The organism is uncultured Streptococcus sp. (assembly GCF_963528215.1).
Lineage (GTDB): Bacteria > Bacillota > Bacilli > Lactobacillales > Streptococcaceae > Streptococcus.
This window is the reverse complement of the sequence record NZ_CAURVL010000004.1, coordinates 1-15,394: the sequence shown is the minus strand read 5'-3', so window position 1 is coordinate 15,394 and position 15,394 is coordinate 1. Positions and strand designations below refer to the sequence as shown.

The 15,394-nt window shown below is 35.2% G+C and carries 14 protein-coding genes and 3 tRNA genes; 8 read left to right on the top strand and 9 right to left on the bottom strand.

Annotation, left to right across the window (positions count from 1 at the left end):
• Positions 1-64: 64 nt before the first annotated feature.
• Positions 65-1,090: a tryptophan--tRNA ligase gene (gene trpS, locus RWS24_RS02610; protein ID WP_314365110.1), complete on the bottom strand. Its 1,026-nt coding sequence runs from the start codon at positions 1,088-1,090 to the stop codon at positions 65-67.
• Positions 1,091-1,380: 290 nt separating this feature from the next.
• On the opposite strand from trpS, the gene RWS24_RS02605 reads away from it, so the two are divergent.
• Together RWS24_RS02605 and RWS24_RS02600 are read left to right on the top strand one after the other, a co-directional pair.
• Positions 1,381-3,003: an ATP-binding cassette domain-containing protein gene (locus tag RWS24_RS02605; protein ID WP_002905681.1), complete on the top strand. Its 1,623-nt coding sequence runs from the start codon at positions 1,381-1,383 to the stop codon at positions 3,001-3,003.
• Between the two features lie 75 nt (positions 3,004-3,078).
• Positions 3,079-5,664, top strand: a complete 2,586-nt coding sequence (locus tag RWS24_RS02600) for a YfhO family protein (protein WP_314365107.1) — start codon at positions 3,079-3,081, stop codon at positions 5,662-5,664.
• Between the two features lie 89 nt (positions 5,665-5,753).
• Here RWS24_RS02600 and RWS24_RS02595 read toward each other — a convergent pair.
• The 7 genes from RWS24_RS02595 to rlmH form a co-directional block, all read right to left on the bottom strand.
• A tRNA-Asn gene (locus RWS24_RS02595) sits at positions 5,754-5,827 on the bottom strand.
• Between the two features lie 5 nt (positions 5,828-5,832).
• A tRNA-Glu gene (locus tag RWS24_RS02590) sits at positions 5,833-5,904 on the bottom strand.
• Between the two features lie 45 nt (positions 5,905-5,949).
• Positions 5,950-6,714: a competence system response regulator transcription factor ComE gene (gene comE / locus RWS24_RS02585; RefSeq protein WP_002899424.1), complete on the bottom strand. Its 765-nt coding sequence runs from the start codon at positions 6,712-6,714 to the stop codon at positions 5,950-5,952.
• A gap of 5 nt (positions 6,715-6,719) precedes the next feature.
• Positions 6,720-8,054 (bottom strand): competence system sensor histidine kinase ComD, encoded by a 1,335-nt coding sequence (comD, locus tag RWS24_RS02580; RefSeq protein ID WP_314365101.1) that lies wholly within the window; start codon positions 8,052-8,054, stop codon positions 6,720-6,722.
• Positions 8,055-8,081: 27 nt separating this feature from the next.
• The gene (locus RWS24_RS02575) at positions 8,082-8,189 is read right to left on the bottom strand and encodes a hypothetical protein (protein ID WP_032909851.1); all 108 of its coding nucleotides are present in this window, start codon (positions 8,187-8,189) and stop codon (positions 8,082-8,084) included.
• 181 nt (positions 8,190-8,370) lie between these two features.
• Positions 8,371-8,444 (bottom strand) — tRNA-Arg (locus tag RWS24_RS02570).
• Positions 8,445-8,486: 42 nt separating this feature from the next.
• Entirely contained in the window at positions 8,487-8,966 is a 480-nt protein-coding gene (gene rlmH / locus RWS24_RS02565) for a 23S rRNA (pseudouridine(1915)-N(3))-methyltransferase RlmH (protein ID WP_111676896.1), read from the bottom strand.
• Between the two features lie 203 nt (positions 8,967-9,169).
• Here rlmH and RWS24_RS02560 point away from each other — a divergent pair, with 203 nt between their 5' ends.
• The 5 genes from RWS24_RS02560 to RWS24_RS02540 all read left to right on the top strand — a co-directional run bounded on the left by RWS24_RS02560 (position 9,170) and on the right by RWS24_RS02540 (position 14,350).
• Positions 9,170-10,342 (top strand): S1C family serine protease, encoded by a 1,173-nt coding sequence (locus RWS24_RS02560; protein ID WP_111676898.1) that lies wholly within the window; start codon positions 9,170-9,172, stop codon positions 10,340-10,342.
• Positions 10,343-10,405: 63 nt separating this feature from the next.
• Positions 10,406-11,167 carry a ParB/RepB/Spo0J family partition protein gene (locus tag RWS24_RS02555; protein ID WP_172454777.1) on the top strand — a complete coding sequence of 254 codons (762 nt, stop codon included), beginning with the start codon at positions 10,406-10,408 and terminating at the stop codon, positions 11,165-11,167.
• A 213-nt stretch (positions 11,168-11,380) separates the two neighbouring features.
• The gene (gene dnaA / locus RWS24_RS02550) at positions 11,381-12,733 is read left to right on the top strand and encodes a chromosomal replication initiator protein DnaA (RefSeq protein ID WP_111675101.1); all 1,353 of its coding nucleotides are present in this window, start codon (positions 11,381-11,383) and stop codon (positions 12,731-12,733) included.
• Between the two features lie 158 nt (positions 12,734-12,891).
• Positions 12,892-14,028 carry a DNA polymerase III subunit beta gene (dnaN, locus tag RWS24_RS02545; RefSeq protein WP_111675102.1) on the top strand — a complete coding sequence of 379 codons (1,137 nt, stop codon included), beginning with the start codon at positions 12,892-12,894 and terminating at the stop codon, positions 14,026-14,028.
• Between the two features lie 127 nt (positions 14,029-14,155).
• Positions 14,156-14,350, top strand: coding sequence for a DUF951 domain-containing protein (locus RWS24_RS02540; RefSeq protein WP_002931702.1), 195 nt, complete (start codon positions 14,156-14,158; stop codon positions 14,348-14,350).
• Positions 14,351-14,468: 118 nt separating this feature from the next.
• Here the strand turns inward: RWS24_RS02540 and RWS24_RS02535 are convergent, their stop codons facing one another.
• Positions 14,469-14,960 carry a DUF1307 domain-containing protein gene (locus RWS24_RS02535; RefSeq protein ID WP_111675103.1) on the bottom strand — a complete coding sequence of 164 codons (492 nt, stop codon included), beginning with the start codon at positions 14,958-14,960 and terminating at the stop codon, positions 14,469-14,471.
• A gap of 166 nt (positions 14,961-15,126) precedes the next feature.
• Between RWS24_RS02535 and RWS24_RS02530 the strand changes: the two genes are divergently transcribed.
• On the top strand, positions 15,127-15,394 hold a 268-nt coding region (locus RWS24_RS02530), incomplete at its 3' end, for a GTPase (protein WP_314365309.1).

The following is a 15,394-nucleotide window of genomic DNA, read 5'->3' as shown; positions in this document are numbered from 1 at the left end:
ATAAAAACCATCATTTTTAAAACTAAAAACGATAGTTTTTGTGGTTTACAATCAATAATGTTCGTTATTTAAAATAATTAATCCCCATCGCAGACTTCACTTCTGAAAGAGTCTGAGCGGCAGTTTGACGTGCCTTATCACATCCTTCTTGCAGCATCTGATAGACCTGTCCCATGTCTTTAGCAAACTCCACACGACGCTCACGAATCGGACCTAACTCTCGCTCTAAAATTTCTAACAGATAGCGTTTGGTTTTGACGTCTCCCAGACCACCTCTTTGATAATGCTCTTTCATTGCAGCGATATCCGCAGCATCTTCTGGGCGACCAAAAACATCCAGATAGTGAAAGACCATATTTCCCTCAACTTTCCCAGGATCTTCCACTCTGATATGATTAGGATCTGTATACATGCTCATAACTTTCTTTTGCAGAATATCCATATCATCTGCCAGATAAATACCGTTATTGAGAGACTTAGACATCTTAGCATTGCCATCCAAACCAGGCAAACGTCCAGCTGCTTCATTTTCAGGATAAATTCCTTCCGGTTCTACCAAAACATCTGTCTGATAAGCGTTGTTAAAAGAGCGAACAATCTCCCGAGTCTGCTCAATCATAGGCTTTTGATCATGTCCTACTGGTACAAAATTAGCTTTAAAAGCAGTAATATCTGCTGCTTGAGAAATTGGATAAACTAAAAACCCAGTCGGCAAACTTTCACCAAATCCTTTTTGCGCAATCTCAGTCTTGACAGTAGGATTACGCTCAAGACGAGCCAATGACACCAAATTCATGTAATACATTGACAACTCTGCCAACTCAGGAATCTGACTTTGAATAAAAATAGTCACCTTTTCAGGATCCAATCCAGCCGCTAGATAATCCAAAGCTACATTCCCAATGGACTCAACAATTGTCTGAGGATCCTTTGCATGATCTGTCAAAGCTTGCTGATCAGCCAAAAATACGAACATCTCATATTTACCTTGATCCTGCAAAAGCACGCGATTCCGTAAACTTCCTACATAATGACCAATATGCAATTTTCCTGTCGGACGATCTCCTGTTAAAATAATTGGTTTAGTCATTTATTACTCCTCAATTTATAATGAGTTCATTATATCATTTTCAATGAAAATGAGAAAGAAGTTTCTAGAAAAAAGCGAAAATTCCAGTTTTTACAGCTTGATTGACATCCCTTTACAATATTTGTAAATTTAATTGACAAACCATTCTGGCTGGAAAACCTAAAAGTCTTAGTTCATTCTATTCTCCTTTTTTCTTTTTGCTTAGATTTTTTCTTTTTATCTCAGAATTATTTGAAAAAAGTTCTGTTTTCTAGTAAAATTAAGAAGATTATATATATAGGAGAAAGACATTGCTTACAGTATCAGATGTATCACTGCGTTTCAGTGACCGAAAATTGTTTGATGAAGTCAACATCAAATTTACAGAAGGAAATACTTATGGATTGATTGGAGCTAACGGCGCTGGAAAATCAACCTTTTTAAAAATTTTAGCTGGAGATATCGAGCCAACAACAGGCCACATTTCTCTAGGACCAAATGAACGTCTTTCAGTCCTTCGCCAGAACCACTTTGACTATGAAGAAGAACGGGCTATTGATGTTGTAATCATGGGAAATGAGCATCTCTACAACATCATGAAAGAAAAAGATGCTATTTATATGAAGCCTGATTTTTCTGATGAAGATGGTGTACGTGCGGCCGAGCTTGAGGGAGAGTTTGCTGAACTAGGTGGCTGGGAAGCTGAAAGTGAAGCCTCACAATTATTGCAAAATCTCAATATCCCAGAAGATCTTCACTACCAAAATATGAGTGAGCTCTCTAACGGAGACAAGGTTAAAGTACTCTTAGCTAAAGCCCTTTTTGGTAAACCTGATGTCTTACTTCTAGACGAGCCAACTAACGGTTTGGATATTCAGTCTATTACTTGGTTGGAAGACTTTCTTATCGATTTTGACAATACAGTTATTGTTGTATCTCACGACCGTCACTTTTTGAATAAAGTCTGTACTCATATGGCCGACCTTGACTTTGGAAAAATCAAGCTCTATGTCGGAAACTATGATTTCTGGAAAGAATCAAGTGAACTAGCGGCTAAGCTTCTAGCTGACCGAAATGCCAAAGCAGAAGAAAAAATCAAGCAACTTCAAGAGTTTGTTGCTCGCTTTTCTGCCAATGCTTCAAAATCAAAACAAGCAACTTCCCGTAAAAAGATGCTTGACAAGATTGAGTTAGAAGAAATTGTTCCATCTAGCCGTAAATACCCATTTATTAGCTTCAAAACAGAACGTGAGATAGGTAATGATCTCTTGACGGTGGAAAACCTTTCTGTCAAGATAGATGGAGAAACTATTCTTGATAATATTAACTTCATTTTACGTCCTGGCGATAAAACAGCTTTAATTGGCCAAAACGATATCCAAACAACAGCTTTGATTCGTGCCTTGATGGGTGATATTGAGTATGAAGGAACTGTCAAGTGGGGTGTCACAACCAGTCAATCTTACCTACCAAAAGATAATTCTCGTGACTTTGCTAGTGGCGAATCAATCCTTGACTGGCTGCGTCAATTTGCTAGCAAAGAAGAGGATGACAACACCTTCCTTCGAGGATTCCTTGGGCGCATGCTTTTCTCTGGAGATGAGGTTAACAAGTCTGTCAATGTCTTGTCAGGAGGAGAAAAAGTTCGGGTCATGCTATCTAAGTTGATGTTGCTTAAATCCAACGTTTTAGTCTTAGACGATCCAACCAATCACTTAGATTTGGAATCAATCTCCAGCTTAAATGATGGATTGAAAAACTTCAAAGGATCCATTATTTTTGCTAGCCATGACCATGAATTTATTCAAACCTTGGCCAACCATATCATTGTCTTGTCTAAAAACGGTGTGATTGACCGCATTGACGAAACCTATGATGAATTCTTGGAAAATCAGGAAGTTCAGGCAAAAGTCAAGGAACTTTGGAAAGATTAATTCCTTGTCAACTTATATTTACAAAGCTTTACAGAGGCATGAAACAACGTTTCTGCCTCTTTCTATATAAGAAATATGAATCACATTAAAGAATATTTTAAAAAAAATTGGCCTTATTTTTGTGCCTTCTTTCTTCCATTTTTCATCATGTTCTTTGTCTACTTGATGTACGGAATTTACTGGAATAGCGAAACGTCTCCCTTGCTTGGTGATGGTTTTCATCAGTATGTCATTTTTGACACCAACCTAAGAAATATCCTTCATGGCACAGATAGTATTTTCTATACTTTCTCCAGTGGACTTGGGCAGAATTTCTATGCTTTATCCAGTTATTATTTAGGTAGCTTCTTATCTCCCTTGGTTTATTTCTTTGATTTGAAATCAATGCCAGATGCCGTCTATCTATTTACCTTAATCAAGTTTGGATTAATTGGACTCTCTGCCTTTATCAGTGTCAAAGGAATATTTAAAAAGATTCCAGCTTTACTCATCATCACTCTTTCGACCTCATTTTCTTTAATGAGTTTTTCAGTCAGTCAATTGGAAATTAAAACCTGGCTGGATGTATTTATCCTTGCACCTTTAATTATTCTAGGTTTACATAGGTTGATAACTGGAAAAGGAAGCGTACTATACTTTACAACACTGTCAATTCTCTTCATCCAAAATTATTATTTTGGATATATGATGGCAATCTTTTTGGTCTTTTGGTACCTTCTTCAATTATCTTGGGATTTCAAAAATAGAATTAAAAGTTTACTTGACTTTACAATCGTATCTGCTTTAGCAGGTCTGACTAGCCTAATCATGATTCTGCCAACTTACCTAGACATAAGTACTCATGGTGAAACCTTGACAAAAGTTTCTTCTTTGCTGACAGAAAAAAGTTGGTTCTTAGATGTGTTTGCTAAAAATTTTATTGGCAGTTTTGATACAACCAAGTATGGTTCTATCCCTATGATTTATGTCGGCACCTTCCCCTTGATTCTGTCTATCTTATTTTTCACCTTAAAATCTGTTAAGTTTCACGTGAAACTTTGTTACTTTTTACTCATCGCAATTTTCATAGCTAGTTTTTATCTTCAATATTTAGACTTACTTTGGCAGGGAATGCATGCTCCGAACATGTTTCTTCACCGTTATTCTTGGCTATTTTCTCTGGTAGTTATCTATATGTCTGCTGAGACTTTAAATCGTTGGAAAGATGTGAAATTAATGAATGTTGCCATTAGTTTCACTTTACTCAGCCTTGGATTTATTATGACGTTTATTCAGAGAAAACATTATGACTTTTTGGGTCCTGAGAATTATATTCTAACATTAGAATTTCTGCTGGCTTATCTCTTGATTAGCTTTGTCTTAGCAAAATCTTCGATTCAACCAAAAATCATTCTCCCTGTCTTGCTTTTCTTTGTTACTTTTGAATTGTCGCTTAATTCCTATTATCAAGTTGGAGGAATTGCTAAAGAATGGGTATTTGCCACTCGTTCTTCATATGCCAGTCACCTTGACGAGATTGACAAGCTTGTCAATTATTCCAAAAAGGAAAATATTGACTTTTTTAGAACTGAAAGATTGAATCCACAAACTGGGAACGACAGTATGAAATTCAACTACAATGGAATTTCTCAGTTTTCATCTGTCAGAAATACTCAGGCAAGTTCTACTTTAGATAAACTTGGTTTTAAATCAGCAGGAACAAATCTGAATCTCCGTTATCAAAATAACAGTATTTTAATGGACAGTATTTTTGGTGTTCGCTACAATCTATCTGAAACAGATCCTCAAAAATTTGGTTTTCTTCCTGAAAAAACTGAAAAAGAAATGTCTCTCTACCAAAATGATGCTGCACTTGGTTTAGCTTTTCTGACCAATGATATTTACCATGACGTAAAGTTTACAAATTTGACTTTAGATAATCAGACAGAATTTTTGAATCAATTGACTGGCTTTGATTTTAAATATTATGATAAAGTAGATGCTATAACTACTAATGAAAATGTCAAGCAAATTGGTAACAGAGTGACTGTGAATGTTGACAGAGAACAGAATACAAGCTTTGCTAGCGTAGTCTATACTGTCAATGTACCTGCTAACAGTCAACTATATGTTAATGTTGCTGGGATTGATTTTAGTAATGATGATCAGACAGATGTTGACATTACTGTCAATAATTTTACGGAACGTTATACAACTAATAATGTTTTTCCTTTCTTTAATGCTGGCTATTTCAGTCAAAGTCAAACAGTATCTATTCGCTTTACATTCCCAGACAATTCGACAGTTTCATTTGATACGCCAGAATTTTTTGCCGTTAATACTGAGCAATATCAAAAGGTCATTCAAAAATTAAAAGAGCAGCCTGTTTCCACAACTACTGATTTAAACACAGTAAAAACAAACTATAGAGCGGAAAAGGATACTTCATTATTCTTTACCATTCCTTATGATAAGGGATGGTCAGCCACTCTTAATGGGAAGCCTGTCACACTAAAACGAGCTCAAAATGGCTTTATGAAATTAGATGTGAAAAAAGGAGAAGGAAATGTTGTCCTCACTTTCATTCCTAATGGACTGAAAGAAGGTGGCATTGCTTTCATATCTGGCATAATCTTATTTGTTTGCTATAATTTTCTACGTAGGAAACGACATAGAATGTAAATATATAAAAAAATAAGGCTCTTCATTAAAATGCTAGTGAAGGCCTTTTTTGAATAATAAAAAAAAACACTCACAAGGAGTGTCTCTAGCTCCGGCAGTAGGACTCGAACCTACGACATCATGATTAACAGTCATGCGCTACTACCAACTGAGCTATGCCGGATAATATAGTCCGTACGGGATTCGAACCCGTGTTACCGCCGTGAAAAGGCGGTGTCTTAACCCCTTGACCAACGGACCATATGGTATGCTCTCTTTCAGAACATATTCCATTATATCAGGTTTTTAAGCTTTGTCAACTCTTTTCCCTTTATTTTCGAAAATATCTTTCAGATATTTCACTCTTAAACGAGTGACCGGACAGCGATGATTTTCGTAAAAAATAATTTCTCGATTTTTCTTGTCATAATCAACAATGTTGCCAATATTAACCAAATAAGATTTATGTGGTGAAAAAAATCGTTTGGATTGCTGATCCTTTTCTTGAATATCTGTTATCGTTCCATAAAACTCCTTAAGAAAATTTTTACCGACAATCCGAAGTTTATGAGAGCTCCCTGTCGTTTCGATATACAAAATATCGTTATAAGGCATTCGAACATCATTGCCACGATAACTATATTCAAAATAATCTACCATATTGGTATTTTCAATTAGTGTACTCTTAGTGTAAAGAATACTGTCTTTGATTCTATTTTTAAAAGCATCATTGTTGATATCTTTATCGATAAAATCAAGTGCTGATACTTTATATTTAAAAGTCATAGTGGCAAATTCAGATTTTGAGGTTACAAAAACTATAATGGCATAAGGATTATGATGACGGATAAATTGAGCTACTTCCAGCCCTTTTGTTTCCTCCCCCTTAATGTCAATATCCAAAAAATAAAGCTGGTTAACATCTCCATTTTCAATATATTTTTTGAATTCTTTGATTTTTCCTGTAACCTGAACCTGGATGTCAATTCCAAGTTCCTCAGCAATTTCTGCTAATGTCGTTTCCATCCTGACTTGATGAGATACGGTATCCTCTAAAACTAACACTTTCATAAATTCTATCTCCTAATTGTTAAAATCTGTGTAAAATTGTTTGGCTCAATTTGTGTATCAAGAGTGATAAATTCATACCTATCTAAAATTTCCTTGATATTATTCAATCCATAGCCTCTATTTTCTCCTTTAGTTGAAAACTCTGGCTGATAGAGTTCTTCCAAATCCAATTTTCCTTCTTTACGAGAATTTTGAACAACAAAAATGGTTCTATCATCCAGTTGAACCAGAGAAACATGGACAATTTTTTCTAGACTGTCAATGGCACTCTCAATAGCATTATTTAATAAAATACTAGCAATTCTGACCAGATCTAACAACTTGATTGGAAGGCGTTCCACTTTATCCTTAACTTCAAAAGTCAGCTGAATCTGATGTTCACGCGCTTGAAAGATTGTCTCAGTCATGACACTCCTTAAAGCTGAATCTCCTACATTATTCAAATCAAAAACTGTATATTTATCTGAACGCAGGTTCAAATTTGCATCAGCCAAGACCTCTTGATAAATGTGCTCAATTTCCTTGATATCTCCAGTTTGAATAGCCACTTGCATACTTGTCAGCATGCTAGCATAATCATGACGAAATCCTTTGATTTCATAGTACAATCTCACAATTTCATCAGTATATTCCTGAAGTCGAAGCTGTTCAGATTCTTTTTGACGCAAACGCTCTTCTTTTTCGTATTTCTCACGGCTGTCCTTGAACGTCACCAAGGTAGAAAGAAAGGCCAAGAAACAAATAGTAGCAATCATACTGCTAAAACTGTTGAAATGCTTTATATTACTAATCCAGTGAGAGAGATTTAAAATCAGCCAATTCATTGCATATAAACTACTAATCATCAGAATCTGAGATTTAAAGAAACTTCTTTTAAGATAATCTATTCTGAAATCAAAAATATCAATAACTTTTACCATAAAGAACAAGGATATTAAGTTGATACATGTCAGAAACAAGCCCATGTACTGAGCTACAAAATCATCTCCTAAAACAGATGAAATAATAACTGAAAAGAAAGTAGTAGAGCTATCAATTGACAAACATAAAAAGAAGGAAAGTAAGAAAGATTGGTATCTTTTAATCTTTTCAACTCTACAAAAATACCAAACTATAAATAGAGGGAGAAAAAATGACAGCGCATATGATGGAAATGAGATTTCAAATGAAAACACATGCCCTAAAAAAGCAATTATAAACGGAATTATAATCTCAAGACCAAAGCAAACACCTACAAAAAAGTAAGTATGCTTAATTTTAGTGATTTTTGATAAAATCACTAAAAATGCAGCTACATTAATAAAAGGATGAACAATTAATCCTATTATTTCAAGTGACATAAATTTCTCCCCTAAACTTTAAAATTCTTATCTTCCAAAAATCCAATCCCATGGATTTGGAATACCTCTTATATCCCAAAAGGTTTGAACAAGTGAATTGCTATTTGCAGCAATTTGAAAAGAATAGATTTTCATAACTATCTCCTATCTTTTTATCTTGTAAGTCACCTTACATTTATCATTATAGAAAAATAGAAAGAGTTAGTGACAATTTTCCCTGAAATGTCATTTTTTATCCCCAAAATGACATTATACCAAAAAAATAGAAGAAAAAAACACGAAATATTGTAAAATACTTCGCATTTTTTTACCTTTCTGATCTCAGCAGGATTCGAACCTGCGACCGTTCGCTTAGAAGGCGAATGCTCTATCCAGCTGAGCTATGAGACCAATACTATCTCATTCTATCAGAAAATAGGATTGCCGTCAAGATTACTTATGATAAGGACTCCCCTGCTGAATCATAAAAGCTCGATAGATTTGCTCTATTAAAACAAGGCGCATCAGTTGATGAGGTAGCGTTAATTTGCCAAAACTCATCAGAAGATTTGCCCGTTTTTTTACTGCAGGAGATAAACCTAAACTTCCGCCAATAACAAAAGTGATATCAGAAAAGCCATGCACTGTAGTATCCATCATGAGCTGACTAAATTTTTCTGACGGAAATTGCTTTCCTTCAATTGCCAAAGCAATAACAAATTCACGCTCATTGATTTTAGCCAGAATTTTATTTCCTTCTTTTTCAAAAATCTGCTGATTTTCTAAATCACTAGCTTTATCAGGTGTTTTTTCATCCGCTAGCTCAACCATTTCCACCTTGCAGAATCGATTGAGACGCTTCATGTATTCGGCAATTCCATCCTTTAAATATTTTTCTTTCAGTTTTCCAACTGTTACAAGTTTTATTTTCATAAGTTTATTCTATCATATTCATCTATACTTCACACTTTATTAACAAGTAAAATTTATCTGGGAATCGGCTAATCTGTGTATTTTCTAATGCCTATCAACAGTTTTTCTAAGTTTTCCACAAGGTGTGGAAAACTTAGAGGATTTAAGTTATAATTAAGTTTAGCTAACTATAATTTCATCAATTGTAATTCAAGGAGGAAAACATGAAAAACTCTTCAAATGCCATCAAAAAGGCTTTATTGCTTTTTGCAGTGTTAATTGTAGGTTTTATCGGCGGAAGTTTAGGGAATTATGTTACTACATTAGTAACTTCACGTGTAAAAATGAATGGAAATTCAACAACCAGTGTAACTACTTCATATAAAAACTCTACAGACATTTCAGAAGCTGTGAAAAAGGTTCAAAATGCGGTTGTTTCAGTAATTACTTATGCTGAATCTTCTAGCAGCGTTATCAATGATGAATCTTCCAACGATGAATCACAAATCTCCAGTGAAGGTTCTGGCGTAATTTATAAAAAAGACGGAAAATCAGCCTATCTGGTAACCAACACCCACGTTCTTAACGGATCAACCAATGTAGATATCTTGCTAGCTGATGGAAACAAGGTTCCAGGAGAAGTAGTTGGATCAGATGTTTATTCAGATATTTCTGTCGTTAAAATTAGCTCTGAAAAAGTAACTGATGTTGCTGAATTTGGAGATTCTAAATCTCTGACAGTTGGTGAGACAGCTATTGCTATCGGAAGTCCTCTTGGAACAGAATACGCTAACTCTGTCACACAAGGAATTATTTCTAGTTTAGGCAGAAACGTTACATTACAATCTGAAAATGGTGAAAATATTTCAACAACTGCACTGCAAACAGATGCTGCAATCAATCCTGGTAACTCTGGCGGCCCATTGATTAACATCCAAGGACAAGTTATTGGGATTACTTCAAGTAAAATTTCAACAAATGGCCAAACCTCTGTTGAAGGGATGGGATTTGCCATTCCATCTAATGATGTCGTAAATATTATCAATCAACTTGAGAAAAATGGAACAGTCACACGTCCTGCTTTAGGGATTCAAATGATGGATTTATCTAATCTGACAACTTCTGATTTTTCTAAATTAAATCTTCCTTCTTCAGTGAAATCAGGTATTCTTGTTCGCTCTGTTCAGCAAGGGATGCCTGCTGATGGCAAGCTTCAAAAAAATGACGTCATTACAAAAGTAGATAATACAGATGTGGAATCCACTAGTGATTTACAATCTGCTCTCTACAAGCATAGTATTGGAGATGAAGTAGAAATTACTTATTATCGAGATGGTAAATCTCAAACAGTCAAAATCAAACTCACTAAATCAACAAAAGAGTTAAGCTCAAATTAACTTATTTACAAGATTGTCAACACACCTTTACACAATCGTAAAGGTGTGTTATTCTATATACAAATGGAAAACTTTCAATATATTGCACTTAAAGACATTCGAACCAATCCTTATCAGCCTCGTAAACAATTTTCACAAAAAAAGATTGAAGAATTAGCAGCATCAATCAAAGAAAATGGTCTCATTCAGCCAATCATTCTTCGGAAATCTTCACTTTTTGGTTATGAAATTTTAGCAGGAGAACGGAGATTTAGAGCTGCCTCTTTTCTTGGCCTAGAAACGATCCCAGCTGTCGTCAAAGAATTATCTGATGATGAAATGCTGAAACAGGCCATTATCGAAAATCTTCAAAGAGAAGACTTGAATCCTATAGAAGAGGCTGAGTCTTATCAAAATTTGATTGACAAAGGCTTGACACATGATGAAATTGCTAAAATCATGGGAAAATCTAGACCCTATATCAGCAATATTGTCAGACTTTTACAGCTGTCTAAAGAAGTTCGCCAAGCTATCAAGGAAGAAGAGATTTCTCAAGGACATGCTCGCCTGCTGGTTCCCTTAAAAGAAGAAGAACAGTTACTATGGCTGGAAAAAATCTGTCGAGATGATTTATCAGTTCGAGCAGTTGAAAAGCTTCTCCAGCAAAAAAAGAGTCTCAAAAAGAAACCTAATAAAGAACTGTTTGCTAAATCTGAAGAGGAAAAAATTAAAAAAATTCTCGGTCTGGAAGTTTCTATTCAGTTAAAAAGCCAGAGTAAAGGAAAGCTGATTATTCCTTTTGAAAGCGAAGAAGAATATCAAAGAATTATAAACAGTTTTAAATAAAACTGTTATTTTCTTTTTTTAAAATAACAAAATTATCCACTGTTAAATCAATTAGGAAGCCTATTAGAATAAGAAATTTTAGCTTTATTCACATTCTGTGGATAACTTCAGCTAACAATGTGAATTCTTTTCCAGTTCTTGTGGAAAACTTTAAGCCTTTATGATAAAATAAGATGCGTATGAATCAGAAAATTATAGAAAAGGAGGGAAGTTATGACCAAAGAACAGGACTTTTGGAATCGTATTTTAGAATTGGCTCATGCTCAGCTAAAACAGACAACTTATGATTTCTTTGTTGCTGAAGCCAAGCTTGTCAAAGTTGAAGAAAAACAAGCTGTTATTTTCCTGGATAGTCCAGTAAAACAACTATTTTGGGAGCAAAACTTAGTAGGAGTTATTCTTACTGCAGGATTTGAGATTTTTAATGATCAGATTGCTGGAAAGTATATTTTTGAAGAAGAGACTAACATTGATACACCGAAATCTGCAGTAACCAGTCCTCAAATCAGCACTGTTCAGCCAAGCTTGCCACCTATTGATACTGGCTTAAAGTCAAAATATACCTTTGACAATTTTGTTCAGGGAGACGGAAATATCTGGGCTAAAGCCGCTGCCTTAGCGGTATCTGAGAATCTAGCCACAACCTATAATCCTCTTTTTATCTACGGAGGGCCTGGCCTGGGCAAAACTCATTTATTAAATGCTATTGGCAATCAGATTTTAGAAAATATTCCAGATGCGCGTGTCAAGTATATACCGGCTGAAACCTTTATTAACGACTTCCTCGAACATTTAAGATTGGGAGAAATGGATAGCTTTAAAAAAATCTATCGTAGTCTGGATCTTCTGCTGATTGATGACATTCAATCTTTGGGAGGAAAAAAAGTTTCAACTCAGGAAGAATTTTTCAACACTTTCAATGCTCTTCATGGTGAAAATAAACAGATTGTTTTAACCAGCGACCGCAGTCCTGATCATCTTGACAATTTAGAAGAACGCTTGGTAACACGTTTCAAATGGGGATTAACTCAGAATATTACACCGCCAGATTTTGAAACACGAATTGCAATTCTAAGAAACAAAATTGAAGACTTGGATTATATTTTCCCGAATGATACCTTGGAATATCTTGCGGGACAGTTCGATTCCAATGTCCGCGACTTGGAAGGCGCTTTGAATGACATCAGTCTCATTGCTAGAGTTCGTCATCTGAAGGAAATCACCATTGATATCGCTGCAGAGGCTATTCGAGCACGCAAGCAGGATTCAAGCCAGGTAACAGTTATCCCGATTGACAAGATTCAGTCTGAAGTTGGGAAATTCTATGGTGTTAGTGTCAAAGAGATGAAAGGCAGCCGTCGAGTACAAAATATCGTTTTAGCTAGACAGGTAGCTATGTATCTGACTCGTGAGCTGACTGACAACAGTCTGCCTAAAATTGGTCGTGAATTTGGCGGGAAAGATCATACGACTGTTATCCATGCACATGGAAAAATCAAAACCATGATTGAATCAGACGACAATTTACGTTTAGAAATTGAAAGCATCAAGAATAAAATTAAATAGCGTGTGGAAAACTACAGAATTTTTTCAAAACTTATCCACACTTTGTGAACAAGTCTCAAAACTTGTTAGAATAAGGACCAAGCTATTTTTCCACATAATTCACATAAACTACTATTACTATTAATCTTATAATTATAAATAAATAAAAAGGAGATCCTATGATTCATTTTTCTATTAATAAAAATCTCTTCTTACAAGCGTTAAATACCACTAAAAGGGCTATCAGCCATAAAAATGCAATTCCTATTCTTTCTACTGTGAAAATTGATGTTACCAAAGAGGGAATCACTTTAATTGGTTCGAATGGGCAAGTGTCGATTGAAAACTTTATTTCTATTCAAAATGAAAATGCAGGCTTGCTTGTCAACTCAACAGGTTCAATTTTATTAGAAGCAACTTTCTTTATTAATGTTGTTTCCAGCCTGCCAGATATTATTCTGGATTTTAAAGAAATTGAACAAAAACAAATCGTTTTGACTAGCGGCAAATCAGAGATTACCCTGAAAGGAAAAGACGCTGACCAGTATCCACGAATCCAGGAAATTTCTGTCAGCAATCCCTTGGTTCTTGAAACAAAAATTCTCAAAGATGTCATTAACGAAACAGCCTTTGCAGCCAGTGTTCAGGAAAGCCGTCCAATTTTAACTGGTGTTCACTTTGTTTTGATAGATAACCGTTCTTTGAAGACTGTTGCGACAGACTCCCACAGAATGAGTCAAAAGAAAATTACTCTGGAGAAAAATGGAGATAATTTCGACGTAGTCATTCCAAGTCGCTCTTTACGGGAATTTACGGCTGTTTTTACCGATGAAATTGAAACGGTAGAGGTTTTCTTTGCTAACAATCAAATTCTTTTCAGAAGCGAAAATATCAGCTTCTACACCCGCCTCTTGGAAGGAAATTATCCAGATACAGATCGTTTGATTCCGACTGAATTTACGAGTGTCCTTACTTTTAATACTTCTGATTTGCGTGCAGCTATGGAACGCGCTCGTCTCTTGTCTAATGCCACACAGAATGGAACAGTTAAACTGGAGATTGCAGGCGGTATTGTCAGTGCCCATGTAAATTCACCAGAGGTTGGCCGTGTTAACGAAGAAATTGATACAGAAAGTGTAACTGGCGAAGATTTGACTATTAGCTTTAATCCAACTTATTTGATTGATGCTTTGAAGGCCATTGACAGTGAAAAAGTAACGATTAGTTTTATCTCATCCGTTCGTCCTTTCACCTTGGTACCAAGTGAAGACACAGAAAACTTTATTCAGCTGATTACACCTGTCAGAACTAATTAAGATGAAAAGCAGTGGGCCAAGTTAAAGATTTTTAATTCTTGGTTCTAAGCTCTTTTCATTTACAAAGTATGATAGATGCTTAAGTTTTCTTCCTGGACTATGCTAGTTCCTTGAAAGGAGAAAGAAAATGTATGAAATTGGTCATTTTATAGAGATGAAAAAGCCCCATGCCTGCACCATTAAAGCGACTGGGAAAAAGGCGAATCGCTGGGAAATCACAAGGGTTGGTGCAGATATCAAAATCCGTTGTACTAATTGTGAACATCTTGTGATGATGAGTCGTCACGATTTTGAAAGAAAAATGAAGAAAATAATTGATTGAACTAAAAATCATCGTAAATGCTATTGTGGAAAACTAATTTGCATTGCTGAAGTTCAGATTTAGATTTAATTTTTCAAGCAAAAATGGATAAGACTTTTAAGTCCTATCCATTTTGCTTTTATTTAAGATTTTCAAATTTACCGTCTTTTACTTCTTTATAACCTGCTTTTTCGAGTAATTTAGCAGTTTCTTTAAAGCTGATGTAATCAGCTTTTTGATTACCAGATGTTTGAAGAAGCTGTTTACTTTGTAGTTCTTCAATATCAGCTTTACTGAAATCAATTGTCAGTTTTTCAGTTAAATAATCATCTTTGTACTCGATTTTATGAGTTAATCCTTTGATACCCTCAATAGATTTAGCATAGGCTTCTGTCTGCTCTTTAGCAGTGTCTTTTGTCAAGCCAACTGGTTTATAGTAGAAGGTGTTGTTTGTTTCGTTTATAAGAAGCTCATCACCTTTATATTCAACAGTGATGCGGCTATCTTGTTTAGTATTTTGGTCAATCAGCTGGAAATAAGCTTTTTTAGGACTGCTGCAGGCAGCTAAAACAAACAAAGCGGAAACCGCAAGGAAGGAAAGAAAAAGTGTTTTGAAAGTATTCTTTTTCATTAGGGACTCCTTTAATAAGAATATTAGCTATATTATACCATTTTTTTCTTCAATTTATTTTACATTTTTGTAAAGAAAGCTAGAAAAAATAACTTAAATCCGCTGTTTAGGATAAGGATTTATGGTATAATGGTTTGGATTGAAAAGATGAATGGAGAAGATAAGAATGGCTTTGACAGCAGGAATCGTTGGTTTACCCAATGTTGGTAAGTCAACTTTATTTAATGCAATTACAAAAGCAGGTGCAGAAGCAGCTAATTACCCTTTTGCGACAATTGATCCAAATGTCGGGCGGGTAGAAGTTCCGGATGCTCGTCTGGATAAATTAACAGAACTCATCAAACCACAGAAGAAAGTTCCAACAACCTTCGAATTTACTGATATTGCTGGAATTGTGAAAGGTGCTTCAAAAGGAGAAGGACTAGGGAATAAAT

Coding starts and splice junctions, on each gene's coding strand:
- RWS24_RS02540 (WP_002931702.1), top strand. CDS start 14,156: ATGTATGAAATTGGTCATTTTATAGAGATGAAAAAGCCCCATGCCTGC.
- RWS24_RS02600 (WP_314365107.1), top strand. CDS start 3,079: ATGAATCACATTAAAGAATATTTTAAAAAAAATTGGCCTTATTTTTGT.
- dnaN (WP_111675102.1), top strand. CDS start 12,892: ATGATTCATTTTTCTATTAATAAAAATCTCTTCTTACAAGCGTTAAAT.
- RWS24_RS02535 (WP_111675103.1), bottom strand. CDS start 14,960: ATGAAAAAGAATACTTTCAAAACACTTTTTCTTTCCTTCCTTGCGGTT.
- comD (WP_314365101.1), bottom strand. CDS start 8,054: ATGTCACTTGAAATAATAGGATTAATTGTTCATCCTTTTATTAATGTA.
- RWS24_RS02560 (WP_111676898.1), top strand. CDS start 9,170: ATGAAAAACTCTTCAAATGCCATCAAAAAGGCTTTATTGCTTTTTGCA.
- rlmH (WP_111676896.1), bottom strand. CDS start 8,966: ATGAAAATAAAACTTGTAACAGTTGGAAAACTGAAAGAAAAATATTTA.
- RWS24_RS02575 (WP_032909851.1), bottom strand. CDS start 8,189: ATGAAAATCTATTCTTTTCAAATTGCTGCAAATAGCAATTCACTTGTT.
- dnaA (WP_111675101.1), top strand. CDS start 11,381: ATGACCAAAGAACAGGACTTTTGGAATCGTATTTTAGAATTGGCTCAT.
- trpS (WP_314365110.1), bottom strand. CDS start 1,090: ATGACTAAACCAATTATTTTAACAGGAGATCGTCCGACAGGAAAATTG.
- comE (WP_002899424.1), bottom strand. CDS start 6,714: ATGAAAGTGTTAGTTTTAGAGGATACCGTATCTCATCAAGTCAGGATG.
- RWS24_RS02555 (WP_172454777.1), top strand. CDS start 10,406: ATGGAAAACTTTCAATATATTGCACTTAAAGACATTCGAACCAATCCT.